This is a genomic window from Emticicia sp. CRIBPO, from assembly GCF_009905725.1.
In the GTDB taxonomy this organism is placed as follows: Bacteria; Bacteroidota; Bacteroidia; order Cytophagales; family Spirosomataceae; genus Leadbetterella.
The window spans coordinates 245,843-269,656 of the sequence record NZ_JAAAKV010000007.1; the positions used below are offsets into that span (position 1 = coordinate 245,843).

The following is a 23,814-nucleotide window of genomic DNA, read 5'->3' on the forward strand; positions in this document are numbered from 1 at the left end:
AATAAAATGATTTTTTATCTTTGTGAGCTAATTAATACAAATGTAATTCAAAATTAACAATGGATATCAACGGAAAAGTAATACAACTTTTAGCTCTTCAGACCGGAGAGGGTAAAAACGGACAGTGGAAAAAACAGGATTTCGTAATCGAAACAGATGGCACCTATCCGAAAAAAGTATGCATCTCTGTCTGGGGAGATAAAATCGATACAAGCCTCCTGAAAGTAGGCAACATGATCAATGTATCATTTGACGTGGAGAGCCGTGAATATAATGGCAGATGGTATACAGACCTGAGAGCCTGGAGAATCGACGGACAGTCGGCTGGTGGTGACAGTTCGCCTTCATATGCTCAAAGCAGCTCTCCCGCAGCCCCTTCGGCAATTCCGGCCTCATTGGAAGGAGAAGACGACCTGCCGTTTTAATAAGATATTTTTACCGCCAGGACGGAACACCTCTTCAGAGGCCTTCCGTCCTGAGGTTCTGATTTTCAATATTCAAAAGCATTAAACCTCCTTTTTTCCATTCTCCCCTCATCCGTTCTGCTTTTTCCGTTCTTCCATTCTCCCTCTTCAGGCAATCTTCAACACCATCTTCCCCGTATTAGCTCCTTTAAACAGTTTCATCAGTGTATCATGGAAAGCCTCAATTCCCCCCGTTTCCACGTGATAATTGGCGTTCAGTTTTCCCTGGGCAATCCATCCGGCCATTTCTTTGGCAGCAGATCCGTAATTAGCCGCGTTGTCAAAAACAACGATACCTTCCATCCTGGCCCTGTTGACCAGCAGCGACATGTAGTTTTTAGGTCCGGCCGGCCGCGTATTATTATATTGTGAGATCGCCCCGCAAATCACGATCCGGGCTTTCCTGTTGATCAGCGTCAGCACCGTATCCAGGATTTCTCCGCCCACATTGTCAAAAAACACATCCACGCCGTCAGGACAAGCTTCTCTCAGTTGTTTTCTGAGCCCGTCTTTCTGATAATCCACACAGGCATCAAAACCGAGCTCTTCCACCGCATATCTGCATTTTTCCTCACCACCGGCTATTCCGACCACACGGCAGCCTTTGATCTTCCCGATCTGACCCACCACGCTGCCTACCGCTCCAGCCGCTCCGGATACCACAATGGTCTCCCCTTCTTTCGGCTGGCCCGTATCCAGCAGACCGAAATAAGCCGTCATTCCCGACATCCCCAGGGTGCCGAGATAGACCGGCAACGGCACAAATTTGGGATCTATTTTCACCAGGTCTTTCGCATTGGAAATACAATATTCCTGCACCCCCGTGCCTCCGCTCACAAAGTCGCCTTTGGCAAACTTCTCATTTTTAGAATCTATGACCTCACCTACGCCCAGGGCCCTCATGATTTCGCCCAATTCCACGGGCTTGATATAGCTTTTGCCTTCATTCATCCAGCCCCTCATGGCCGGGTCGATCGACAGGTAATCCACTTTGATTAATACTTCTCCGTCATTGAGTTCTGCTACTTCTTCAGTCAGCAATTCCCAGTTATCGGGGGTAGGCTCTCCGAAGGGCCTGGACCTGAGTTTTATTTTTTTATTTTGCATTGATTTTAAGGTTTTCTGCAATTTAACAAGATATAAAGATTACGCCATAAGATAGATGAATTATCTTTGCCGGCGGGAAGGGTAACAATTTCATACACAAGTTGATAATATCTGCAAAAATTTTTCAAAAGGTGTTTGTTAATAAATTTTTATTGGCTACCTTTGCAGCCCTGTTTAAGAAATTATACGATCTTATAATAAATATTTGCAATGGCTAAGAAAGGTAATCGTGTTCAAGTGATATTAGAATGTACAGAACACAAAAGTTCGGGTCTACCGGGAATGTCGAGATACATTACGACTAAAAACCGTAAAAATACAACAACCCGTCTGGAGTTGAAAAAGTATAACCCTATCCTGAAAAAGGCTACGGTTCACAAAGAGATAAAATAATTCAGTAATTGTCAGACAGGACATCCTGTTTGTATATAAACATTAATCATCATGGCAAAGAAAGTAGTTGCAACGCTTCGTGATAAATCAGCACTTAAGAGTTTTGCGAAAGTAATCAAAGCTGTTAAATCTCCTGTTACAGGTGCTTACACCTTCAAAGAGGAAATGGTAGCTGTTGATCAGATTCAGGAAGCTTTAAAATAAGCCTTCCGGGATAAAATTATTGTGGCCTTACCATAACGATGGTAGGGCTTTTTGTTTTGGGCCTGACTCAGTCAATATGAAAACACCTGTAAAATACCATCACCCGGTTCTGGTCAAGTCTTCTGACCTCGACGAGCTTAACCATGTTAACAACGTGGTTTACTTCACCTATCTGCAGGAGGCAGCCATTGCCCACTGGTATTCCACAGCCGATCCTCAACTGGCTGAAGCCATCCGGTGGGTGGTCAAAAGACACGAAATTGAATATCATAAGGCTGCTTTTGAACATGATGAACTGATCATCACCACCTGGGTCAATGATTTTACGGGTGTTACCAGCAACCGCTTCTATGAAATCCGCCGGGGAACTGACCTGATCGTCACTGCCCGTACAGTCTGGGTGGCCCTTGATGCAGTTACCATGAGGCCGAAAAGGTTGCCGGAAGAGGTTTCTGTACCATTTTTTGAATAATTAAAGCTGATTTAGAGATAATTACCCCGCAGAGTCGTATAATATTCTAACTTTGCACCCAAGGGCTTAAAACTATATTTTAAAGGATTTGGTTATAAGTCTGAACAAACCACTCATTAAGAGCATACAATTAACAATATTCAGACATGGGCTTATTTGATTTTTTTAGTAAAGAAAAGAAAGAGACGCTTGATAAGGGATTAGAAAAATCAAAATCGAGTATTTTTGATAAGATCACCAGGGCTATTTCGGGTAAATCAAAAGTAGACGAGGACGTTCTCGACGAACTGGAAGAAATCCTTATCAGCTCGGATGTAGGCGTTGATACCACCATAAAAATCATCAAGAGAATTGAAAACAGGGTGGCTTCTGATAAATATGCCTCTGTTGAAGAACTTGACCTGATCCTCAGGGAAGAAATTGCGGCCTTGCTGGCAGAAAACAATTCCCAGGATGTACATAACAGCTTCGAAACCAAAAACCTGCCCAAACCCTATGTCCTGATGGTAGTGGGTGTCAATGGTGTCGGTAAAACGACCACTATCGGCAAACTGGCCTACAATTTCCAGAAAAACGGCAAAAAAGTGGTTTTAGGTGCTGCAGATACTTTCAGGGCAGCTGCTGTAGATCAGCTGAAGCTCTGGGGAGAGCGTGTCGGTGTTACGGTCATTGACCACGGCATGAACACAGACCCGTCTTCAGTGGCTTATGATGCCATCAAAGCAGGTATAGAACAGGATGCCGATGTGATCATCATTGATACAGCGGGCCGTCTTCATACCAAAGTAAACCTGATGAATGAGCTGGGCAAAATCAAAAGGGTCATGCAGAAAATCCTTCCGGAAGCTCCCAATGAGGTGATGCTGGTACTGGACGGAAGCACCGGGCAGAACGCCGTGATCCAGGCCAGGGAATTTACCAAAGTGACGGACGTTAACTCACTGGCCATTACCAAACTGGACGGTACAGCCAAAGGCGGTGTGGTGATCGGTATTTCAGATGAATTCAAGATCCCTGTCAAATACATTGGAGTCGGTGAAAAAATGGAAGACTTGCAGGTATTTAACAAAACGGCCTTTGTAGATTCCCTTTTTAAGAAATAAACCCTTTCAGACAAAGATTTTTCTCCAGCACGTCAATACATCTTTCAAGCTCTTCCGGGGTTGAGGAAGCAAATCCCAGCCTCGTTGAATTCAGCTCAATACCCTGCTGGTTGTGCTGCAGGCCATGGGAAAAATACAGCCCGTTTCTAAGGGCCGCCGCAGCGGTTTTCCCCGGGTCTATGCTTTTATCAAATTTTGCCCAGACCGACATTCCGCCTTCGGGCACCTGGAATTCTATTTCATCCCCGAGTCTCCGGCTCAGCAATTCACAGAACACATCCCGTCGCTGACGGTATTCTTTCAAAGCTTTTCTCAGGTGCTTCTGAATAACTCCTTCCTGGAGCAATTCCGCTATGGCATTCTCCAGCATATTATCCCCTTGCCTGTCGATGATCCTCCGGTAATGGGAAAGGTGTTCAACGACCTCTTCAGGGGCCACCAGGTAGCCAACGCGGAAGGCCGGGGAAATGCTCTTGGTAAATGAGCCCGAATACAAAACCACCCCGGCATCGTCGGCACTGGCCAATGGCAGCAGGGGCCTGCTCAGGTAATGAAAGTCATAGTCGTAATCATCTTCAAACACAATAAACTGGTACTGCCTCGCAAGGTTCAGCAGCTGGATTCTCCGGTCGGCTTTGAGGGTGACCGTCGTAGGATAATGATGATGTGGTGTGACATAAACCATCCGCACAGGCCGACGCCGGCAAATCTCTTCCAGGGCCTCCACCACCAGCCCGTTTTCATCCACAGGTATCGTCAGTACTTCTGCCTCTGCCTGCTGAAAACCGGCAATGGCCGACGACCAGCAGGAAGTTCCTGTTACGACCGTATCTCCGGGCCTCAGAAAGGCCAGGTTTGTAAGATAAAGCCCCATCACCGTCCCCCTGACAATCATCACATTATCAGCATTTATTTTTAAGCCCCTGGTTTCGGAAAGATACAATGCCAGCTGCTGTCTGAGCCATAAAGTGCCCTTTGTTTCACCATAGCCCAGTTTCTGATAAGAATTACCCCTGATCAGGTTGCTTCGGTAAGCCCTCGCCAGCTCAGCCAATGGAGCCAGACGGGGATCGGGAAATCCGTCGTCCAGGTGCAGCTGGTCGGAAGACCTTACCAGTTCACGTTTCAAAAACGGCTTGTTTTCGAAAGGAAACCCCGCTCGGGTAGAAGAGATTATTCCGCCTTCCTTAAGCCTGGCGGGTTTTACTTCCGGCAGGTTTTTGGCTACAAAAGTGCCGCTCCCCGGAATGGTTTCTATCCAACCCTGGACCATCAGTTCAAAATAAACCCTGGTCACCGTTTTACGGTGCAGGTCCAGGAGTTCGCTGATCTGGCGGGTGCCGGGAATTTTCTGCCCCGGCTTCAGAACACCTTTCCTGATCAGGTCTGTCAGTTGATTGGTCAGCTGCTGATAAACAGGCGTTTTCTCATTTTTATCAATTTCAAGTAAAGACTTATAGGGCAACATAACCGGACTATCTGTTTTGTTAAAACCGGACCATTTAATTCATCCGGTAAAGATATAATTTTGTTTCATAAAGGAAAACGGAAAATGGAGGAAAGGATTCTGTACAGGCTTTTGAACCAGTGGTGTATAACGTTTGGGGAAATGTCGTTCAATGTGGTCAACAAAACCTGTCCCCTCCATTTTCCTGTCCCGTCATCCTTTTTCCATTAAATAAAAAAACCAATGACAATTAAAGTAGCCGAAACCAGGGAGGATTTTCTGAAGTGTTTTGAGGTAGTCCAATTTCTGAGGCCTCAGCTGACTATTGAGTCTTACCTGGGTCTTATTGAAAAAATGAGGGCGGGAAGCTATTCGCTGATCTATGCCGAAAAAGAAGGCAGGGCCCTTTCCGCCTGCGGGTTCCGGCACCTGACCACTTTGTATGACGGGGAGATCATTTACATCGACGACCTGTCTACCCACCCTGAGGCCAGGGGAAAAGGTTATGCAGGAAGCCTGCTTGATTTTGTGTTTGAGAAAGCCCGAAAGGAAAGCATCACCGCAGTGCACCTCGACTCAGGCCATGCCCGCCATGATGCCCACAGGCTATACCTCAATAAAAAAATGAATATCGTTTATCACCATTTCAGAATAGCATTATGATACAGAAAACAGAACGTACAACGCCAAGCAGATATGGCAACAAAAGGATGTTTTACGACGAAGAAACCGTTTATCCGATCCTGGATGAAGCCTTGTTCTGCACCATTTCTTACAGCCTGGACAACCAGCCTTATTCAATCCCGACGGCTTTTGTCCGGAAGGAAAACAAGCTGTATATCCACGGCTCAGTAGGCTCTCATTTTCTGAGGGGCATTGAGTCGGGTATCCCTGTATGTATATCGGTGATGCTGACTGACGACCTGGTGGTGGCTAAATCTGCTTTCAGTCACTCGGTCAACTTCCGCTCGGTCATCATTTTTTCCAATGCCGAGAAAATAGATGACTTTGACTCAAAAGCCCTGTTCTTTAAAGAACTGACAGAGAAAATTGTGCCCGGCTCATGGGATTACCTGCGTCCGATGAAGACTAATGAAGTCAATAAAACGATGCTGTTATCCTTCGAAATCAATGAAGCATCGGCCAAGACCCGGACAGGTATGCCGAACGATGAGGAGGCGGATCAGGGCTTACCGATCTGGTCGGGTCTGATCCCGATACCCTCCAGAAGACTGAGCCCTATACCGGACCAGTGGAGTCAGGATATTCCGCTTCCGGAACACTTACTGCACTTATGAAAAGGCTGTTACAAATCAGGGAATGAGGTTTGAGCAATGCTTAAACCTCAAATTCCTGTATCGTATTCTTAATAATTTCTATACAATCCATCAGCTGGTCTTCGGTGATGACCAAAGGAGGAGCAAACCTGATTTTATTGCCATGCGTAGGTTTGGCCAGCAGGCCGTTATCCCGCAGACGCAGACAGATGTTCCAGGCCAGGTCAGATGATTCGTCAGTGTTTACTTCGATGGCATTCAAAAGGCCTTTGCCTCTTACCAGCCTGATGACAGAACCTTTATAGATCAGCGACTGTATTTCACGTCTGAACAGGCCGCCCAGGTATTCTGCCCTTTCGGCCAGGTCTTCATCCAGTACTACTTTCAGAGCCTCCAATGCCACGGCACAGGCCAGCGGGTTTCCACCATAAGTGGAACCATGCTCTCCTGGTTTGATACAAAGCATGATTTCGTCATCGGCCAGAACTGCAGACACCGGCAATACGCCTCCGGAGAGGGCCTTCCCTAAAATTACGATATCAGGACGAACCTCCGCATGGTCTACACACAGCATTTTGCCGGTTCGGGCAATTCCCGTCTGAATTTCATCGGCAATAAACAGCACATTGGCGGCCTTGCAGAGTTTGGCGGCTTTTTTCAGGTAATCGTTGTCCGGAACCACCACCCCGGCTTCGCCCTGGATAGGTTCCACGATAAATCCTGCTATATAAGGATCGCTGATGAGTGAGTTCTCAAGAGCTTCAATATTGTTATATTCAATTACGTCAAAACCAGGCATGTACGGCCCGAATCCTTTTCTGCTGGAGTTGTCGGTAGAAGCCGAAATAACAGCCAGCGTGCGACCGTGAAAATTGTGCCCGGCAAAAATGATCCTGGCTTTTTCTGCAGGAATTCCTTTTTTCTCATAAGCCCATTTACGACACAATTTGAGAGCCGTTTCAACCGCCTCCACACCGGTGTTCATCATCAGTACTTTATCATAGCCGAACAGTCTGGTGATAAATTCTTCAAACGGCCCGAGGGTAGAATTGTAAAATGCCCTCGAAGTCAGCGTCAGCTTTTGTGCCTGGCTGGTCAGGGCGTCAATGATTCTGGGATGGCAATGTCCCTGGTTGACAGCGGAATAGGCAGATAAAAAGTCATAGTAGCGATTACCCTCCACGTCCCACACAAACACGCCTTTGCCTGAGTCCAGTACCACGGGCAGAGGATGGTAATTATGGGCACCGTATTGGTTCTCCAGGTCCATTAATTGCTGGGATAGTGTCTGTGTATCTGTCATGATTTCTTTGGTTTATGTATCAAAAATATAAACTTGACTTATTTATGGCTATTTATGAGTCATATTTTTTAATATTGTTTCTGTAATTACAAATTTTCTTATTTTTGAATGATATTTAGAAAATATGACTTATAAACCTGATTGAAAAATATGGAACTGGACGAGTTTGACAAGCTGATTCTGACGGAGTTAGAAAAGGACGGCCGGAAACCTTATTCGGAAATTGCCCGCAAAATGGACATTTCAAATACCATGGTTCACCAGCGGATCAACCGCATGCGGGAAGGCGGGCTCATCAAAAAAATGGCCTTGGTGCTCGATGAACGGAAGATGGGATATGAGTGGAGTGCCTTCACAGGGATCATCCTCAAAGAAGACTCCAACTCAGAGCTGATCATAGAAGAACTGAAAAAAATACCTGAAGTGGTAGAGTGTTATTATATCACTGGACAATACACCTTGTACATCAGGATCGTCGCTAAAAACAGCGAACACATGCGGAGCATCCTGTACGATGAAATCGACCACATTTCCGGCGTCCTTAAAACAGAGTCACTGATTGATTTCGGAACTGCCTTCAAAAGGAACGTTCCGATAGAATAATTTTTGCAGGTCGCAGAAAAAGGGTAAATTTGTACTTTATTTCAACATTTCATCAATAAAATGGCCAGCAGAATATTTCTTGACAACGCAGCAACCACTCCCATTGACCCTTTGGTAATGGAGGCTATGCTTCCTTATTTTACCGAATTTTACGGTAATCCATCCTCTATTCATGCCCATGGAAGAAAGGTGAAGTCTGCCCTTGAAACTGCCAGGAAAACCATTGCGGGACTGTTGAATACCTCTCCGGCCGAGATCTTCTTTACCTCGGGAGGAACAGAAGCGGATAACACCGCCATTTGTTCGAGCATCGACACTTTCGGACTGAAGCATGCCGTAACCAGCAAGCTGGAACACCACGCGGTGCTGCATACCCTTGAACACTTACAAAAAACAGGTAAAATTGAACTTTCATTTGTCGATATTGATACCGACGGTAAAATCAGCCTCGATTCCCTGATAGCTATTCTTGAATCCAAGCCAAGGTCGCTGGTTTCGCTGATGCACGGCAACAATGAAATCGCCAACCTGCTGAACCTTAAAGAAGCAGGTGAAATCTGTAAAAAATACGACGCCATTTTCCATTCCGATACCGTTCAGACCATGGGCCACTATGTGCATGATCTGCAAAGCCTTCCGGTCGATTTTATTGTAGGCTCTGCCCATAAATTCCATGGCCCGAAAGGCGTAGGATTCCTGTATATCAACGCTGCATCCAAAATCAGTCCTTTCATCCACGGTGGTGCCCAGGAGCGTAATATGCGTGGCGGAACCGAGAATATTTACGGGATCGTCGGCCTGGCAAAAGCCCTTCAGCTGGCTTACGAAGGCATGGAATCGCACGAAAACCATATCAAGGCCCTTAAGCAGAGAATGATCCTGGGTCTTCAGGAAAGAATACCGGGAGTGGCATTTAACGGTCTGTCTTCAGATGTTCAGAACAGTCTTTATACCGTTCTTAATGTGAGCTTCCCGGCTCACCCGAACAACGAAATGTTATTGTTTAATCTTGACATTGACGGTATTTCATGTTCAGGAGGAAGTGCCTGCTCAAGCGGCACAGATATCGGCTCACACGTTTTGGGAGCCATCGGCACCGATCCTGAAAAAGCCAATGTGAGATTCTCTTTCAGCAAATACACCACAGAGGCTGAAATCGACAGAACCCTGGAAGTCTTGTCGGGGGTGTTCCAGTCGAAAGAAGTGGCTTGAAAATCACTCCAGAATTAACTTTCTTGTCAGAAAATTAAACACCGGCTGCAGGGCCGACCTGGTTTTGTTTTCTTCTTTATTCTCTGAATCAGTACGGAGGGTTGCTTCCAGTATAAAAACCTGGTAAGGAATATCAAGAGCCTGGCTTAAGAGTAATAGTAGTTCTTCTGCCGGATGTAATTCGTCTGATTCAAGTTGCTTCAAAGTTTCCTGTGCCAACCCTGCAGCATCTGCCAGTTGCCCAAGACTCATCTTCCTTTCTTTTCTGAAATAGAGGATGGTCGCCCCGAATTGTATTTCTGAAAGATTTAATGGGGAATTTTCCATAGCGAAGGCGAAGATCGGCAAAGTTTAGGGGGAATTATTCCAACGGCGACTTTTGGTCGTCCCAGACAAAGATTAAAAGAGACACTACATATAAAGCTCTTCCCTGAATTCCTGGAGCGTGTCGCTCAAAGATTCGAACAAGACTTTGTTGTAATTGATGTGTCCGGCCAGTTCATTGTACTCGTTACGCAAAGTCGCCTTGGCGTAATCGTCTCCGGTTGCCATGTTTTCGCAATGTTCTAAGATCCTTGTGATTTCACCACCCAGCTCCGGGGAAACCTGGTGGTTTTTAACAAGACTCTGAACCTGCATTTTGGCAACCAGGACAAAACTTATCCTGATTTTCATTCACCCGATGATTTAAATTGAAAATTTAAAACTCAATATAAATATCGTCAAAAAATCTTATAATAACCTAGTGATCAGGGTTATTTCTTTGTTAAATCCTAATTAATACAGTGCTTATTTTCCCTGTGGAACGAAGTAGACCACTTCCCTTTTGATGTTTTCCAGCAGTTTCCGGGTCCTTTCAGGTCGGGCGTCGGTGATAAACACCTGTCCGAATGAGCTGTCGTCGATGTTTTGCAGCAGTTTGGCAATGCGGTTTTCGTCCAGTTTATCAAAAATATCATCGAGCAAAAGCAAGGGCTTAACTCCTTTGATCTGTTCCAGTATCTCAAACTGGGCAAGCCTGATGGCCATGATAAATGACTTTTTCTGCCCCTGTGAGCCGAATTTCTTAACAGGATACCCGCTCAGCTGAAAGCCATAATCGTCCTTGTGAACCCCCTTGGTGGTCCTTTGGGCGGCGATGTCGGTGGCTTGCGTATTCCTGAAAACAACCGGGAAATTCTCACCGGAAACTTCCGATTCATAAGAGATTTCCACTTCTTCACGGTCTTCGCTGAGATAAGCGTAATGTTTTTTAAACAGCGGCAGGAATCCTTCCAGGAATTCACTCCTGGATCGGTTGATTTTAACGGCCTTTTCGAGCAATTGCCCGGAATAGACATCCAGCAACGGACCATCAAAATAATTCTGTTCAGCAAACTGTTTCAGCAGGCCGTTCCGCTGGTCAAGGATACGGTTATATAACTGGTAATCTGTCAGATATTCCGCATTGATCTGGGCGATCATCCCGTCAAAAAGACGGCGACGGGTTTCGCCGCTGTCACGGATCAGGTCGGTGTCGTCCGGGGCAATCAGCACCACCGGGTACTTCCCGATATGGTCATTGACCCGCTCATACACTTTCTTGTCATGCAGGATACTTTTTCGCTGTCCTCTCTGCATCGAGCAGGTGATCAGTTCCCTTTTAAGATGGACAAAAAGCCCTTCGATCATCATGAAGTCTTCCTCATGCCTGATGCTCAGCACATCCTGCGACTGGATCGAACTTTTAGTCAGGGCCAGGAAATAAATAGCGTCCAGCAAATTGGTTTTCCCGCTGCCGTTGTCCCCCACAATACAATTGACCTCCTCCGAAAACTCGAAGGTGACGTTCTCGTAATTTCTGAAATTAGACAAATGCAGCTTTTCTAAATGCACGGGAAATGAGATTAAAGCGAAATGACGCAAATCGCTTCATATAATAAATAAATGAATGCAAAATTGCCGAAGAAATAACTAAAAGCAAAGGGATTTTAATCGTGAGGGAGGAAAAAGGAGTAAGGAAGAGGTGGCAGCGTCAGGAGAAAGTCGATTTTTCGAAAAAAGCTGCTACCAGAAAAAGCTTCAATTGAAAGCAAAGGCCCGCAAGAACCTTACAATCTTCGTTGCGAAATACGAGCAAAACGGTGGCGGGATGATGGCCGTGGTAGCCGTGGTAACACCGGGAAACTACCACCTGAGCAACAACCACCAGGCCATTTGTGTAGGCGACCCAACCGTGACCCACGACTGGGTGACGGTCATGATCGGCCCGATTACGGATATTGTACCGATACCGACCGGCCCGGCTTATGCCTGTCAACCAGAGCAATGCGATGGCAGGGGCAACCAGTAAAACGCTATCCGCCAGCAAACCGGGAGAATACCGGGCCGTGCTGACCCTGAAATCCAACGCTGCCACCATTTATGAGGCCGTCGTCAATTTAGCAGGAGCTCCATGTAAAATTTACGAACTGGATCTCAGTTGCCAGGTGCCGAATAACATCACCCTGCCCAATGCGGTAGCCGCGGGTGTGCAACTAGCTGCGGGTGATGAATTTACTGCCGGTGATTATACCGTAGTGGTAACCGAAATCATTTCCGGCAGCCCGGCTGGATGGAAAGGCAAGGGGTATATCAAAATGAAATTGGTGGCGGGTATTGTTTTAAAGCAGGTATCTGTCAACTTTGAAAATGCAGTAGTCAATGAGTGTTATGAGCTTGCATCAGGCTCTGTAGTAACAGATTACGATCCGACCTGGGGTAATATTTTAGATGTAGATGATGTATTCAGTATACTGGATAATTACGTAGACCTTCAGGCGGAGTTGAATGATTTTTTACAAATTTTTTCAGGAAGCCCTGAAGATGTAGCTAAGCTCAATGAGTACAAAGCTAAATTTCACGATCTAAATAGTCTGATACAAAACAACGGTGATCTGGATGCTCAAACCAAATCCGGTTTCCAGGGAGAAGTTGATGGTCTTGACGACTATATTGAATGTGCCGGAGATGATAACCAAGGTCTTAATTTAAGAAGAGCTGCCTTTCCAGGGATTTGTACATTCAATCCTTGGACTGCTTTAGCTAAGTGTTTGGGTTCTGCTGCGATCGATGTTTTTTTACAATACACATGTAAATGGATCGAACTAGTTGTCGATGGAAAACCAAAAAATTTCACTGATTTTAATGGAATATCTGCGGCAATGAAATGGGACGAGACGCTGGCATCAGCGACAATGTCGTGTGCGTTTTCATTAATTCCCATACCTAATAACAAGGCAGCGGCCGTACTGGTGGGCGTCGGAGCTGCTGAAGGTGCTGCCTTAGGCTTTACGAACAACGTGATTGCACAATACAACACACTTAAGAATCAATATCCAATTGATCAAATCATTAAAAATATTCAATTTAGACCTGCACTTCAGCCCGCAGCAGTAGAAGGCATGATTCAGGTTATAACGATGGTTGTTACAAGAAGGGTTTCAGAAAGCCCGAAAGTACAGTCATTTTTTAAGACCCTGCAGACAAAGGCCAATACAAACGGAATGGCATCCGTTCGTAAATTGCTTAAGAACGCAGGATTAGATGATGATACAATTGACCTATTATTAAAAAAATTGGGGATTGGAGATAGATTTTATCATAAGCAAAAAGATCTGCTACGGGAATGGAAAGGCAAAATTGATGATACAAAATCCACTTCAATACAAAAGGGCAATTTTGGCGAAATTGCTAGTGACGCCTACTTACAGGACCTTGGATTTCAACCTTTGCATAGTAGAATACAAGACATAAACAAATCAACACGTCAGGGTTAACAAATATTATATTGTCGAAGCAAAGTGGAAAAATACGCCGCTAAATACTCTAGAAAGTGGTATTTTGCAAATGAGTGATCTTTGGATAAGAGGTGAAAGACTTTTAAAAGCCGTTGGGGGAAAGACACAATTGGCTGCAGAAATAGAAGTAGATTATGTAAGGTTGCTAGCCAAAGTTTCACCTGATGGATCTGTAGTCTATCGGAAACTAAATAATTTGGGCGTTGATACAGGAGCTTTTAACCCCCTAAATCCTTAAAAATGAGAGATAAAGTAAAAAACAAAGATTATTTCAATAACTTCATTAGAGATATCGATGAAGCTATTCAGAAAGGATTAAAGCGTATTTCCATGGGCCAGGTACCTCTCGAGAATGTAAACAGAGTAAAAATTGGTCTAATTGAATTTTATCTAATTAAGATTTCATGTAGATATTCTGCGGGAGATAACCCAAATGACAACTTAGAAGATCTTCTAAGAGCAATAAATCTTGCATATGAGAGCTGGCCCGGCTTTTGGAAGATTCCAATTGGAAAACCATTAGGTTCTCGATTCTTAAATCAATACAGTATAGATGGATATGTCCTTATGTTAAGGCTGTTATCATGGGGCTACTTATTAAATATAGACGATGCTCATTTCCGAAAATTAGTTGAAATTTTAGACGAAGACAAAGTAAAAGATTCTTTAATTGAGTTTATTATCCATGCCAAGATTAAAGATAGAGAACCAATAAAAGAAGAGAGCTGGCAAAAATACCTTGCAATACCAAAAGCATTTGAAAAATTACGGTTAGCCATAAAAGAAACGGAAGAAGCAACGGCGATAAACTTGATGAAAGAATTCATAACAAAGGACTGGTACAAAGGGCACAAGGATTGTGGGTGGTATAATAGCCATAAATTATCATTTCAATTATACTCTGGTTACTGGAGCTTTGAAACAGCGGCAGTCGTAAAAATTATGCAACTGGACGACAGCAGTTTTATTAATTGTCAATATTACCCCAAAGACTTAGTACATGAAAATGGATAACCATATTCATTAAGTAGAGTAATTAAACAGAAGAAATCGAAGAGAACTGTTCTCGGTACGTTTTTTACTCAAAACCATGATAAAAACTATTAATATTTTCTCGAATCATTAAAATTTATCCGGATATTTTAAAGAATGAAAATAAAAAGTACAACATTAATTATTTGCATAATTTTAAGCATCCTAATCCTGCAAGGAACAACTCGACCTCGGTGTCAAAGAAACACCCAGTCTGACCGGGCTGTTGAAACAGATCAAGGTCAAAAGTCTGGAGCAGACCCTGACTTACACGCTGGACTATGACCTCGAAAAGAAAAAATGGAAGGGCTATACCATATCAGACAGTGCGGCCAAAACCAGCAAGGCGTATGTGATCAGCCAGGACACCAGTGGCAAAATACTGGAAATGAAGAATGCAGCAGGTACTGAACTGGTTAAATATACTTATAACATACAGGGCAGACTAACCGAAATCAACAGCACTTTTGCGGACAAAACCAGCACCAAAGAAAAAGTGAGCTATGAAAACGGGCGGATGGACTATTATTCCAAACAGCTCTTTCAGTTTGAAATGGGAGCGGTGTTTAACGTATAAAACTAAATACTGCCGATAATAATCTACAAACAACCCATAAAATCCCTTCAAATCACGAAATTGATAAAAGTATTAGACATTAAAGCTTTTATGATTATTTTTGCGTTCCAAAAAATTCTAAGCCAATCTAAATAAAGTCAAAGCAATATGGCAACGACAAAAAAGAAAGAAGCATCTAAGGTCAAATATTCAAAAGAGCAATACTTATATTGGTATGACTCCATGCAGCTTCAGCGTAAGTTTGAAGAAAAAGCGGGTCAGTTATACGGTCAGCAAAAAATCCGTGGATTCTGCCATCTTTATATTGGTCAGGAGGCTTGTTCATCAGGAGCAGTTTCTGCTTTGAAAAAAGGTGATAAGTACATCACGGCCTATCGTGACCACGGCCATCCTCTGGCATTGGGAACGGATCCTAAGAGAATTATGGCGGAATTGTACGGAAAAGTAACCGGAACCACCAAAGGAAAAGGTGGCTCTATGCACATTTTCGATAAGGAAGTAGGTTTTGTTGGTGGCCACGGTATCGTGGGTGCCCAGATCCCTATGGGAGCCGGCATCGGTTTTGCCGAGAAATATAAAGGAACCGATAACCTTTGTATCTGTTACATGGGTGACGGAGCTGTAAGACAAGGTGCTTTGCACGAAGCCTTCAACATGGCCATGACCTGGAAAATCCCTGTGATTTTTGTGGTTGAAAACAACGGATACGCCATGGGTACTTCTGTAAGCAGAACTTCCAACGTAAGAGAACTATACACCCTTGCTGAAGCTTACGACATGCCGTCTGAGCCTGTTGATGCGATGGATGTGGAGTCTGTTCACGAAGCTGTGAGCCGTGCTGCCGAAAGAGCAAGAAAAGGCGACGGACCGACCTTCCTTGAATTCAAAACTTACCGTTACAGAGGACACTCGATGTCTGACCCTCAGAAATACCGTACGAAAGAAGAAGTAGCTGAATGGAAGCAGAGAGACCCGATCGAACTGATCAAAGACAGGATGCTTACAAACAATGTCGTGACGGAAGAAGAGCTTGCTGCGATTGATGCCAAAATCAAAGTGGCGGTGGATGAATCGGTACAATTTGCCGAAGAATCGCCGTGGCCAAAACCGGAAGAGGCCTTCGAAGACATCTACGTACAGGCTGATTATCCGTTTGTAATGGAGTAATTTTTAAAGAGATATAGAGATCAGGCCCTCAAAAGGGGCCTTTTTTTATTTTCGGGCATAATTAAATGCAATTTTTAATCAATTGTGTATAAATCTTATGAATCAATTTCATAACTTTGCACTCCAAATTTTTTGAATAGTTCAAATGGCGAAAAAGAATCAATCAGGATTAGAGTTTATAGAAAGTGCAGAAGCACTTCAGAAAGAGATTGTTAAAGCGGAAGGTTTTTTCAAGAAAAACCAGAATTTACTTTCTTATGCAGGTGGAGCCATTTTATTGGTTGTATTGGGCGTAATCGGGTATAATTACTGGAATAATACCAAAAGCGAAGAGGCTCAGATAGCCATGTTCGACTCGGTATTCTCTTTTGAAGCAGATTCTCTTAACCAGGCACTGAAAGGTACAGGTGGTAACGAAGGCTTACTTGCTGTGGCAGATGAGTACGGTTCTACCAAAGCGGGTAAACTGGCGAACCTTTATGCAGGTATCGCTTTGATGAAACAGGCTAAATATGATGAGGCTATCGAAAGACTTCAGAATTTCAGTTCTGATGATTACGTAGTACAGGGTAAAGCTTATTTATTGATCGGAGACGCGTTTTCTGAAAAGAAAAACTATGCTGAAGCCATCACCTACTATAAAAAAGCTGTTGATTATAACCCGAACAAGTTTGCTACTCCGGCGTACATCATCAAGCTGGGTGCTGCTTATCAGGCTAATAAAGATAATAAATCGGCTATCGATGCCTACGCTGACCTGATTGAAAAATATCCGACGTCTAGCGAGTCCATCCTGGCTAAGAAAATAAAATCGAAACTCGAGGCCGAAATTGGCGGGTAACTGAGATTATATTTTAAAACATAATCAAAGGGATAAGCCATCAATGGTTTATCCCTTTTTTTTAATCAATTTACAAATCAACATATGTCATCTGCTAATAAAAACCTGAGTAGTTTTTCAACTGAAAATTTACCTGATGTAAGTTTCAAAAGATTCGCCATCGTGGTAGCTGAGTGGAATTCTGAAATCACAGAAGCCTTGTTTGAAGGGGCTTATACTACCCTGATAGACAACGGCGTAAAGGAAGAAAACATCATCCGTGCCAATGTTCCGGGCAGCTTTGAGCTGAGCTACGGCTCGCAGGTCTATGCCCAGAAACATGATATCGATGCGGTGATTGCCCTGGGATGCGTGATCCAGGGAGAAACCAAACACAATGACTATATCAATCATGCCGTAGCGGCGGGGCTGACACAGGTAGCTCTTAAGTATAATAAACCGGTAATTTTCGGGGTCTTGACCCCGAACGACCATCAGCAGGCGGTAGACCGGGCGGGCGGAATCCACGGAAATAAAGGGGATGAAGCCGCCATCACAGCCATCAAAATGCTGGCGGTCTGATATTCAGATCAGTATATAATGTTTAAAAAAGGAAATATATTTCAGATTCAAAAGTAAACCTTTAAGATGCAAGTTTGGAAATTTGGAGGGACTTCTGTCGGGAAGCCCGATCGTATGCAATCAATAAGAAACCTGGTTACTGCTGATAAAAGCAGGAAAATCGTAGTTCTTTCGGCTCTATCAGGCACCACCAATAGCTTATTAGCCATAGGGGAGTCTCTAAAAGCCAATGACATCGATGGAGCCAGCCAGCAGATCGATACCTTGTATGATCATTACCAGGTATTTATCAAGGCCCTTTATAAAACCTCCGCAGGGCTTGCACAAGGCCAGGAGATCATCGACAAAGAGTTCGGATTCATCCGTTCACTGTCTGGGATCAGTCCTTTCACCCTGAAACAGGAAAAAGAGCTCGTGGCAGAAGGTGAGATCTTGTCGACACAGATGTTTTCAGCCTATCTTGAAGAAGAAGGTGACAGCGTCGTGCTGATTCCTGCCCTTGATTTTATGAGCATTGATGCGGACAATGAGCCTGAATTTGCGGCCATTGAAGAAAAACTGAAACAGCAGCTCATTCCACAGGAAGACAAACTGATCGTGGTGACACAAGGGTTTATCTGCAGAAACCCGCGTGGTGAGGTTGATAACCTTAAACGCGGAGGATCTGATTATACCGCCTCCCTGATCGGCGGAGCGATCTCAGCCGAAGAAATTCAGATCTGGACAGACATAGACGGGATGCATAACAATGACCCGAGGATCGTAAAACGTACGTTCCCGGTTCGTGAAATGACCTTTGAAGAAGCCGCGGAGCTGGCTTATTTCGGAGCAAAAATTCTTCATCCAAGTACTATCACCCCTGCCAAAATGAGAGGCGTACCTGTAAGACTTAAAAACACGATGGAGCCGTCGGCTCCCGGCACGGTTATCACTGCCAGCCAGTCAACCAACGCTGAAATAAAAGCCATTGCGGCCAAAGATAACATCACGGCCATTTATATCCATTCGACCCGTATGCTGAATGCCTATGGCTTCCTGCGTAAGGTGTTTGATGTTTTTGAAAAATTCAAGACACCGGTCGATATGATCACCACTTCAGAAGTTTCTGTAGCGGTAACGATCGATAATTCCGAACACCTGGAAAGCATCACCAAAATGCTGAGCCAGTTTGCCGACCTGGAAGAGCACGACCGCAACCAGACCATCATCTGTATTGTGGGTAATTTCCTGGCAGACAAATCAGGCATTGCCATCAGGATCCTCGAAGCCTTGAGAAATATTCCGATCAGGATGATTTCTTATGGTGCCTCGGAGCATAACATTTCCATCCTGGTAGATTCCAGGCACAAAAATGAAGCTCTTGAAGCATTAAACGAGGGCTTGTTCGATTTTGGCAATAAATAAGACGGACTTCGTCAAACAGATAAAATATAAATTTCATGTTACAGTTAGCATACATCAGGGATAACAAACAGGCCACCATTGAAGGTCTGAAGAGAAAGTATTTCAAAACCGCCGAAGAAACCGTCAACGAAGTTCTGGAAATTGACCGGAAAAGAAGGGATACCCAGGCTGAACTCGATGCTACACTTGCCAAATCCAATCTGCTGGCCAAAGAGATCGGCGGATTGATGAAAGAAGGCAAAAAGGCAGAAGCAGAAGCCATCAAAGGCCAGACTGCAGACCTGAAAGCTTTGTCCAAAGACCTGGAAGAATCACTCAAGACCTTTGAATCGTCTCTTCATGACCTCCTGCTGACCATCCCCAACCTGCCGCATGAGAGTGTGCCTGAAGGCAGAACACCTGAAGAAAACATCAACATTTTTGAACAGGGAGAGTTTCCTGTGCTTCATGAAGCTGCCAAGCCCCACTGGGAGCTGATCAAACAATATGACATCATCGACTTCGACTTAGGCAATAAGATTTCAGGAGCAGGATTCCCGGTCTATAAAGGCAAAGGGGCGAAAATCCAGCGGGCCCTGATCAACTTCTTCCTGAACGAAGCCGAAGCAGCCGGATACAAAGAAGTGCAGGTGCCGATACTGGTCAATGCCGCTTCAGGATACGGCACAGGCCAGCTGCCCGACAAAGAAGGTCAGATGTACCATGCTACAGCGGACGATCTCTACCTGATCCCGACGGCAGAGGTACCTATTACCAACATTTACAGGGATGTGATCCTTTCTGAAAACGACCTCCCTGTAAAACACGCCGGGTACACACCGTGTTTCAGAAGAGAAGCCGGAAGCTGGGGAGCACACGTCAGAGGGCTGAACAGACTGCACCAGTTTGATAAAATCGAGATCGTGCAGATCCGTAAGCCGGAGGAATCTTACCAGGCCCTGGAAGAGATGGTAGAGCATGTGAAAGGACTCCTGACCAAGCTAGGCCTGCCTTTCAGGATACTACGCCTGTGTGGTGGTGATATGGGCTTTACGTCTGCCCTGACGTTTGACTTTGAAGTCTACTCTGCCGCCCAGGAGCGTTGGCTCGAGTGCAGTTCTGTCTCTAACTTTGAAGCTTATCAGGCCAACCGTCTGAAACTGAGATATAAAGTAGATGGCAAGACCCAGTTATTGCATACCCTTAATGGTTCAGCCCTGGCTTTGCCCCGTATCCTCGCAGCTATTCTGGAAAACAACCAGACACCCGAGGGCATCAAAGTACCTTCAGTACTTGTTCCTTTCTGTGGTTTTGACACGATCTGATGATCTTTTCGAATACATAATTTTAAAGGCTCCGGACTCCGGGGCCTTTTGTTTTTACAATCACCTGCACATTTGTCTTTTTTACCTCTTTTTATAAAAATGCTGAAGCAATTTTATAATTTAAGTCGAAATTTGCCATGATGAAAGACAAAAGAAGACAAATACTGATTCACCTGCTCGGATGTGTGAGCTTCCTGGCTCTTGCTTTTATCCCGAGTTTCCAGGGAAAATCTGACAGTTTGTTTAACCCGATGTCGCTGCGTGATTTTGTGAGCTATGCCCTTCTGATCGGCATTTTTTATCTCAACTATTTTCTGATCGTTCCAAAGCTTTATTTTACCAAAAGATACCTGTTCTACTTTCTTTCGGTTGCGGTACTTTTTATGGTTTTCAGGACCACCACCAACCTGTTCCAGCCCAAAGGCCCACGTCCTTTCAGAAAGCCGCCACCCATGTCTGAAGCAAGGCCTGAGCCGCCACCCCCACCCAAAGGAGAAGGTCCTCAAAAATCCGAATATGATTTTTTTATAGAGATCAACGCCCGGGCATTCCCTTTCCTGGTGGTCGTCTTTTTTTCACTGATGCTGCGGATCAGCAATCGCTGGCAACAGACAGAGAAAGAAAAGGTCAACTCTGAATTGTCTTACCTCAAAGCCCAGATCAACCCTCATTTTCTGTTCAATACCCTCAACAGCATTTATTCCCTGGCCATTCAGAAGTCGGATGAAACTCCCTTGGCGGTAGTCAGGCTCTCGGGCATGATGCGGTATGTCCTGAGCGAATCTGCGAATGATTTCGTAGTCCTTGACAAAGAAATCAATTACATTCAGAATTACATCGACTTGCAGAAAATCCGTTTTGGTGAAAGCCTACCGGTCAGCTTTTCGGTCAGTGGTTCACTGGCCAATAAAAGAATCGCCCCGCTGATCCTGATCCCTTTTATTGAGAATGCTTTCAAGCACGGCGTCAATGCAGAAGAGGAATCTGAAATTAAAATAGAGATCAGTGTAAAAGACCATATCCTGGATTTGTCCGTTTTTAACAAAAAAGTGATCGTTTTCATATCAGAAGAAAACCGCAGCGGCATAGGTGTGGAAAACACCAAAAACAGGCTGCAGCTGCTCTACCCCAGACGGCACCATCTCGAAATCAGGGATGAGCCGGAAGATTACCTGGTAAACCTGAAAATAGAATTGTCATGATCAGAGCCATTGCCATAGACGACGAGTTACCTGCCCTGAAAGTCATCGAAAACTTTTGCGGTAAAAGCGACCACGTCGTACTTGAAAAGATCTTCAACAAGCCGCTTGACGGTATAAAGTACCTTCGCAACTACCCCGTTGACCTGTTGTTCCTGGATATCAACATGCCTTCCATCACCGGTGTGGAACTGTTCAGGGAGATCTCCAAAGAATCATTCAGTCAGAAAATCATGGTTATTTTCACCACCGCCTACAGCGAATATGCCGTGGAAGGCTTTAACCTGAATGCCATCGATTATCTGCTGAAGCCTTTTACCTATGAAAGGTTTGAGCAAAGTGTGAGCAAGGCGGCCGAGTTTTTCAAGATGCAGAAACTGCTCGAAAAAGAAGACCGGAACGGAAGTTCTGAGTCACATATGTTTATCAGGGCCGATTACCGCCTGTATAAAATCAACTTTCAGGATATTCTGTATATCGAAGGCCTGGACGACTACCTGAAAATACACCTGGAGGGCATCAAACCGGTTGTGGCCAGAATGACCATGAAAGCCATGGAAGAAAAACTTCCGGTCAAGGCCTTCATGCGGGTACACAGATCGTACATCATCCCGTTTAAAAGAATTGAAAGTGTCAGAAACCGCGTCATCACCCTGGCCGGAGAAGAGATTCCGATAGGGTTAAGCTATGAGAAACCGTTTCTGGCCACTTTCCGCTGATATAATAATACTTTAACTGAAAATAGCCCCATGATCACTCAAACCGAAGGACAGATCTACCTTCAGGAACAACGTGGCTGCACGGACCTTTCCTGGTACAGGAGCTTTCATACATTTAATTACGGCTCTTATTTCAAAGAAGAGAAAACCGCTTTCGGCACCCTGCTGGCTTTCAACGAAGACACCCTGGCTGCCGGAAAAAGCATAGAAATGACTCCGGAAGAAAATACCGAAATCATCATCCTGCCCGTAGCCGGAGGCATTGAATTTAAAAACCCGGAAGGCTTTGTAGATTACCTGACACCCGGCCATGCTCAGGTATTAAGAACAGACCACCGGGGGCCGTATCAGCTCCTGAATCCTTATGGCGTTGAAAGCATCCATTTCCTGCAGATCATTCTTCGGAAAGGGCATAACAGATCGGGAGAGCCGAAAACCAGCCAGTTTACTTTTGATCCGGATCTCAAAAACCAGCTTTCTGTTTTTTATGAAACGGAAGACGCTTTGGCAAGTATCGGTAAATATACCGGCCGCGAGGATGGCATTTATGAACTGAAAAACAAAGAGCATGGTGTTTTTGCTTTTGTCATACAGGGTGCTTTCGAGGTGCAGGAAAGGCTGCTTCAGCCCAAAGACGGCCTTGCTTTATGGGGACTAGCGGCCATTGAGTTTGAAGCCCTCTCCAATGACGCCATCCTTCTGCTGATCGAAGTACCCCGAAACCAGGACCGTTTACCTCAATAATTCCGGCGTTTACCTCTAATGAATATCCCGCACACACGAATCCGGGTCGCGAAGCGTAATACATAACAGAAGCCCGGATTCAGCCGGGCAAAACATCATTACTAAAACTTATACATATGAAAAGGGAAGATTTTTTAAAGAGAGGATTTGGTTCATTGGGCCTTTTTGCTGCGATACCTCTGCTGTCTGCCTGCAAACAGACCGACGTCATTGATCCGGAAACCACAGGGGCCACCACAGGAACCACAGGCACTACCACGACCACCACGCCGTCGACCTGCTCTGTGACCAACTCAGAAACAGAAGGCCCTTTTCCTACCAAAACGCCTTCATCGCTGGTTACCAACAATATCGTTTCGGACAGGCAGGGAGATAAACTGACGGTCAATGTCATCATCAGGAATGTCAACAACAGCTGTGAAGTGCTCCCTGATGCCATTGTGGACATCTGGCATTGTGACGCCGCCGGCAATTACTCAGAATATGGTGGAACAGGCATGCAGTCGACCAATTATACCTCCGTCCACTTCCTGAGAGGCAGACAGACCACCGGTTCCACCGGCCTGGCCACCTGGACAAGCATCTACCCGGGCTGGTATTCGGGCAGGGCCCCTCACATCCACGTGCACATTTACAATGCCAAAGGGACTTCCTTGCTGGTCACCCAGATTGCCTTTCCGGAAGACATCAGCAAGCTGGTTTATGCCCAGGGCGTATATAAAAGCCACGGACAGGCCGACACCACCAATGCCCGTGACAATGTTTTCGGCGACGGCGTCACCAATGAAATGTCGGTGGTTACCGGTGACGTCACCAACGGTTTTGTATTGACTCATACCATTTTCGTAAAAGCGTAAGTAGGC

28 protein-coding genes are annotated in these 23,814 nt (G+C 45.0%); 22 read left to right on the top strand and 6 right to left on the bottom strand.

The window, feature by feature from the left end; all coding sequences use genetic code 11:
- Nucleotides 1-59 precede the first annotated feature (59 nt).
- Nucleotides 60-425, top strand: a complete 366-nt coding sequence (locus GVN16_RS15880) for a DUF3127 domain-containing protein (protein WP_166564896.1) — start codon at nucleotides 60-62, stop codon at nucleotides 423-425.
- A 147-nt stretch (nucleotides 426-572) separates the two neighbouring features.
- On the opposite strand, the gene GVN16_RS15885 is transcribed toward GVN16_RS15880, so the two are convergent.
- On the bottom strand, nucleotides 573-1,571 hold the full coding sequence (locus GVN16_RS15885; RefSeq protein WP_166564897.1) for an NADP-dependent oxidoreductase: 999 nt from the start codon (nucleotides 1,569-1,571) through the stop codon (nucleotides 573-575).
- A 210-nt stretch (nucleotides 1,572-1,781) separates the two neighbouring features.
- Between GVN16_RS15885 and rpmG the strand changes: the two genes are divergently transcribed.
- From rpmG to ftsY, 4 genes are all read left to right on the top strand, one after another.
- Entirely contained in the window at nucleotides 1,782-1,964 is a 183-nt protein-coding gene (gene rpmG / locus GVN16_RS15890; protein WP_166564898.1) for a 50S ribosomal protein L33, read from the top strand.
- Between the two features lie 51 nt (nucleotides 1,965-2,015).
- The gene (locus GVN16_RS15895) at nucleotides 2,016-2,168 is read left to right on the top strand and encodes a DUF4295 domain-containing protein (RefSeq protein ID WP_166564899.1); all 153 of its coding nucleotides are present in this window, start codon (nucleotides 2,016-2,018) and stop codon (nucleotides 2,166-2,168) included.
- Between the two features lie 76 nt (nucleotides 2,169-2,244).
- The gene (locus GVN16_RS15900; RefSeq protein ID WP_166564900.1) at nucleotides 2,245-2,640 is read left to right on the top strand and encodes a thioesterase family protein; all 396 of its coding nucleotides are present in this window, start codon (nucleotides 2,245-2,247) and stop codon (nucleotides 2,638-2,640) included.
- 146 nt (nucleotides 2,641-2,786) lie between these two features.
- Entirely contained in the window at nucleotides 2,787-3,743 is a 957-nt protein-coding gene (gene ftsY / locus GVN16_RS15905; RefSeq protein WP_166564901.1) for a signal recognition particle-docking protein FtsY, read from the top strand.
- On the opposite strand, the gene GVN16_RS15910 is transcribed toward ftsY, so the two are convergent.
- Nucleotides 3,733-5,211, bottom strand: coding sequence for a PLP-dependent aminotransferase family protein (locus GVN16_RS15910; RefSeq protein ID WP_166564902.1), 1,479 nt, complete (start codon nucleotides 5,209-5,211; stop codon nucleotides 3,733-3,735). The genes ftsY and GVN16_RS15910 overlap by 11 nt on opposite strands.
- Before the next feature lie 222 nt (nucleotides 5,212-5,433).
- On the opposite strand from GVN16_RS15910, the gene GVN16_RS15915 reads away from it, so the two are divergent.
- A complete protein-coding gene (locus tag GVN16_RS15915) occupies nucleotides 5,434-5,853 on the top strand; it encodes a GNAT family N-acetyltransferase (protein WP_166564903.1) in 420 nt (139 codons plus the stop codon).
- Nucleotides 5,850-6,488, top strand: a complete 639-nt coding sequence (locus tag GVN16_RS15920) for a pyridoxamine 5'-phosphate oxidase family protein (protein ID WP_166564904.1) — start codon at nucleotides 5,850-5,852, stop codon at nucleotides 6,486-6,488. Before GVN16_RS15915 ends, GVN16_RS15920 begins: the two co-directional genes overlap by 4 nt.
- 40 nt (nucleotides 6,489-6,528) lie before the next feature.
- Here the strand turns inward: GVN16_RS15920 and rocD are convergent, their stop codons facing one another.
- Entirely contained in the window at nucleotides 6,529-7,770 is a 1,242-nt protein-coding gene (rocD, locus tag GVN16_RS15925; RefSeq protein ID WP_166564905.1) for an ornithine--oxo-acid transaminase, read from the bottom strand.
- 150 nt (nucleotides 7,771-7,920) lie between these two features.
- Between rocD and GVN16_RS15930 the strand changes: the two genes are divergently transcribed.
- Together GVN16_RS15930 and GVN16_RS15935 are read left to right on the top strand one after the other, a co-directional pair.
- Nucleotides 7,921-8,373, top strand: a complete 453-nt coding sequence (locus GVN16_RS15930; RefSeq protein WP_166564906.1) for an Lrp/AsnC family transcriptional regulator — start codon at nucleotides 7,921-7,923, stop codon at nucleotides 8,371-8,373.
- 60 nt (nucleotides 8,374-8,433) lie between these two features.
- Nucleotides 8,434-9,585, top strand: a complete 1,152-nt coding sequence (locus tag GVN16_RS15935; protein WP_166564907.1) for a cysteine desulfurase family protein — start codon at nucleotides 8,434-8,436, stop codon at nucleotides 9,583-9,585.
- Between the two features lie 3 nt (nucleotides 9,586-9,588).
- Here GVN16_RS15935 and GVN16_RS15940 read toward each other — a convergent pair whose 3' ends face one another.
- The 3 genes from GVN16_RS15940 to recF all read right to left on the bottom strand — a co-directional run bounded on the left by GVN16_RS15940 (nucleotide 9,589) and on the right by recF (nucleotide 11,460).
- On the bottom strand, nucleotides 9,589-9,912 hold the full coding sequence (locus tag GVN16_RS15940; protein ID WP_166564908.1) for a helix-turn-helix domain-containing protein: 324 nt from the start codon (nucleotides 9,910-9,912) through the stop codon (nucleotides 9,589-9,591).
- Between the two features lie 84 nt (nucleotides 9,913-9,996).
- The gene (locus GVN16_RS15945; protein ID WP_166564909.1) at nucleotides 9,997-10,260 is read right to left on the bottom strand and encodes a hypothetical protein; all 264 of its coding nucleotides are present in this window, start codon (nucleotides 10,258-10,260) and stop codon (nucleotides 9,997-9,999) included.
- Between the two features lie 114 nt (nucleotides 10,261-10,374).
- On the bottom strand, nucleotides 10,375-11,460 hold the full coding sequence (gene recF, locus GVN16_RS15950) for a DNA replication/repair protein RecF (RefSeq protein ID WP_166564910.1): 1,086 nt from the start codon (nucleotides 11,458-11,460) through the stop codon (nucleotides 10,375-10,377).
- 130 nt (nucleotides 11,461-11,590) lie between these two features.
- Here recF and GVN16_RS15955 point away from each other — a divergent pair, with 130 nt between their 5' ends.
- The 13 genes from GVN16_RS15955 (at nucleotide 11,591) to GVN16_RS16015 (ending at nucleotide 23,808) form a co-directional block, all read left to right on the top strand.
- Entirely contained in the window at nucleotides 11,591-11,917 is a 327-nt protein-coding gene (locus GVN16_RS15955; RefSeq protein ID WP_166564911.1) for a hypothetical protein, read from the top strand.
- Nucleotides 11,898-13,382, top strand: a complete 1,485-nt coding sequence (locus tag GVN16_RS15960; protein WP_166564912.1) for a hypothetical protein — start codon at nucleotides 11,898-11,900, stop codon at nucleotides 13,380-13,382. Before GVN16_RS15955 ends, GVN16_RS15960 begins: the two co-directional genes overlap by 20 nt.
- Before the next feature lie 261 nt (nucleotides 13,383-13,643).
- Nucleotides 13,644-14,417, top strand: coding sequence for a PoNe immunity protein domain-containing protein (locus GVN16_RS15965; protein ID WP_166564913.1), 774 nt, complete (start codon nucleotides 13,644-13,646; stop codon nucleotides 14,415-14,417).
- A gap of 244 nt (nucleotides 14,418-14,661) precedes the next feature.
- Nucleotides 14,662-15,012 (top strand): hypothetical protein, encoded by a 351-nt coding sequence (locus tag GVN16_RS15970; protein ID WP_166564914.1) that lies wholly within the window; start codon nucleotides 14,662-14,664, stop codon nucleotides 15,010-15,012.
- Between the two features lie 147 nt (nucleotides 15,013-15,159).
- Nucleotides 15,160-16,179: a pyruvate dehydrogenase (acetyl-transferring) E1 component subunit alpha gene (gene pdhA, locus GVN16_RS15975; protein WP_166564915.1), complete on the top strand. Its 1,020-nt coding sequence runs from the start codon at nucleotides 15,160-15,162 to the stop codon at nucleotides 16,177-16,179.
- A 145-nt stretch (nucleotides 16,180-16,324) separates the two neighbouring features.
- Nucleotides 16,325-17,020, top strand: a complete 696-nt coding sequence (locus GVN16_RS15980; protein WP_166564916.1) for a tetratricopeptide repeat protein — start codon at nucleotides 16,325-16,327, stop codon at nucleotides 17,018-17,020.
- 84 nt (nucleotides 17,021-17,104) lie between these two features.
- Nucleotides 17,105-17,581 (top strand): 6,7-dimethyl-8-ribityllumazine synthase, encoded by a 477-nt coding sequence (gene ribH / locus GVN16_RS15985; protein ID WP_166564917.1) that lies wholly within the window; start codon nucleotides 17,105-17,107, stop codon nucleotides 17,579-17,581.
- 66 nt (nucleotides 17,582-17,647) lie between these two features.
- Nucleotides 17,648-18,985: an aspartate kinase gene (locus GVN16_RS15990; protein ID WP_166564918.1), complete on the top strand. Its 1,338-nt coding sequence runs from the start codon at nucleotides 17,648-17,650 to the stop codon at nucleotides 18,983-18,985.
- Nucleotides 18,986-19,020: 35 nt separating this feature from the next.
- On the top strand, nucleotides 19,021-20,289 hold the full coding sequence (gene serS / locus GVN16_RS15995) for a serine--tRNA ligase (RefSeq protein ID WP_166564919.1): 1,269 nt from the start codon (nucleotides 19,021-19,023) through the stop codon (nucleotides 20,287-20,289).
- A 137-nt stretch (nucleotides 20,290-20,426) separates the two neighbouring features.
- The gene (locus GVN16_RS16000; protein ID WP_166564920.1) at nucleotides 20,427-21,491 is read left to right on the top strand and encodes a sensor histidine kinase; all 1,065 of its coding nucleotides are present in this window, start codon (nucleotides 20,427-20,429) and stop codon (nucleotides 21,489-21,491) included.
- On the top strand, nucleotides 21,488-22,207 hold the full coding sequence (locus GVN16_RS16005; RefSeq protein WP_166564921.1) for a LytTR family DNA-binding domain-containing protein: 720 nt from the start codon (nucleotides 21,488-21,490) through the stop codon (nucleotides 22,205-22,207). Before GVN16_RS16000 ends, GVN16_RS16005 begins: the two co-directional genes overlap by 4 nt.
- Before the next feature lie 30 nt (nucleotides 22,208-22,237).
- Entirely contained in the window at nucleotides 22,238-22,951 is a 714-nt protein-coding gene (locus tag GVN16_RS16010) for a pirin family protein (protein ID WP_166564922.1), read from the top strand.
- Between the two features lie 116 nt (nucleotides 22,952-23,067).
- Nucleotides 23,068-23,808, top strand: a complete 741-nt coding sequence (locus tag GVN16_RS16015; RefSeq protein WP_166564923.1) for an intradiol ring-cleavage dioxygenase — start codon at nucleotides 23,068-23,070, stop codon at nucleotides 23,806-23,808.
- Nucleotides 23,809-23,814 lie beyond the last annotated feature (6 nt).